Genomic DNA, 1,416 nt, shown 5'->3' on the forward strand with positions numbered 1-1,416 from the left:
GGGTTGCCGGTCCTGTTCCCATCCCGCCGTGGCGGGTGTGGACTGGTAGAGCCACATTTGAACGTCTGGAGGTTCCAGTCATGAATCAGCGTACCTACGTCGGGTTGGATGTCCATGCCCGCAGCATCCTCGGCTGCGCGATCGATCAGCGCACCGGCGAGGTCCTCCGGCAGCGACTGCCGGGGAACAATGCCGGGGTCGTGGACTGGGTCAAGGGGCTGGGCCCGCCGGTGCGAGTCGTCTACGAGGCCGGCCCGACCGGGTACGGGCTCTGCCGTGCTCTGGAAGCGGCCGGCTTTACGTGCGTGGTCGCGGCTCCGTCGAAGCTCCAGCGTCCGCCCGGTGACCGGGTGAAGACCGATGCCCGGGACGCCGAACATCTGGCCCGCCTGAACCTGCTGGACCAGTTCACGCCGGTGACCGTGCCGGGAACCCACCGTGAGGCCGCCCGGGACCTGGTCAGGGCCCGTGAGGACGTGAGGGCCGACCTGATGCGGGCCCGGCACCGGCTCTCGAAGCTGTTGCTGCGGCACGGCATCGTGTACTCGGGCGGCCGGACGTGGACGAACGCCCACTACGCGTGGCTGCACCGGCAGTGCTTCGAGGACCCGGTCCTGGAAGCGACGTACGATTCCTGTCTTGAAACGGTCGAGCTCACGCTCGCGCGCCGCGACGGGCTCGATGACCGGATCAGGGTGCTGGCCGAATCCGAACCGTACGCGGATGTCGTGCACGCGCTGATGTGTCTGCGCGGGATCAGCGTGTTGACCGCGTTCGGGCTCACCGTCGAGGTCGGGGACTGGAACCGGTTCACCGGCAAGACCATCGGCGCCTACCTCGGTCTGGTGCCCTCGGAGCATTCCTCCGGGACGACCCGGTCCCAGGGAGCGATCACGAAGACGGGGAACACCCACGCTCGGCGTCTTCTGGTCGAAGCTGCCTGGCACCACCGGCGCCGCTACCAGCCCTCGCGGGACATGCAGTCCCGCTGGGATCTCGCCGACGAAACATCCCGCGTCCGCGGACACCAGGGCAATCACCGGCTGCACCGTCAGTGGGAGAAGTTCGAGGCCCGTCGGAAACGACGTGTGATCGCGAACGTGGCCGTGGCACGCGAGCTCGCCGGCTGGTGCTGGTCCCTGGCCGCACCCGTGCAGCAGGAGCACCCATGGCCGGATGAATAGAGACTTCCCGTCGACACCGGTGGCCGATCGGCCCCGGCAGCGTGGAGGAAACCCGCGATACACCTATGAGCAGCCGGGACATCCCGGTCACGCCCGACATTGCTAGACCAGCGGTCACCCTCCAGCCGAACACCCCGTCCTGCGGTAGCCAACCCGCGCATATCAGTCTGACAACGCCGTCGAACACGACGCGCCAGCCACGGCCACCACCAGTCGACGGGAACACAGGAGA

At 67.9% G+C, this 1,416-nt stretch carries 1 protein-coding gene; it reads left to right on the forward strand.

Annotated features, from left to right (window positions below; genetic code table 11):
- The first annotated feature begins 80 nt into the window (after window positions 1–80).
- Complete coding sequence (locus IE069_RS15515) at window positions 81–1,184, forward strand: IS110 family RNA-guided transposase (RefSeq protein ID WP_189351588.1); 1,104 nt, start codon at window positions 81–83, stop codon at window positions 1,182–1,184.
- Window positions 1,185–1,416 lie beyond the last annotated feature (232 nt).

The organism is Zhihengliuella salsuginis, from assembly GCF_014651715.1.
Classification (GTDB): Bacteria; Actinomycetota; Actinomycetes; order Actinomycetales; family Micrococcaceae; genus Zhihengliuella; species Zhihengliuella salsuginis.

Coding starts and splice junctions, on each gene's coding strand:
- IE069_RS15515 (WP_189351588.1), top strand. CDS start 81: ATGAATCAGCGTACCTACGTCGGGTTGGATGTCCATGCCCGCAGCATC.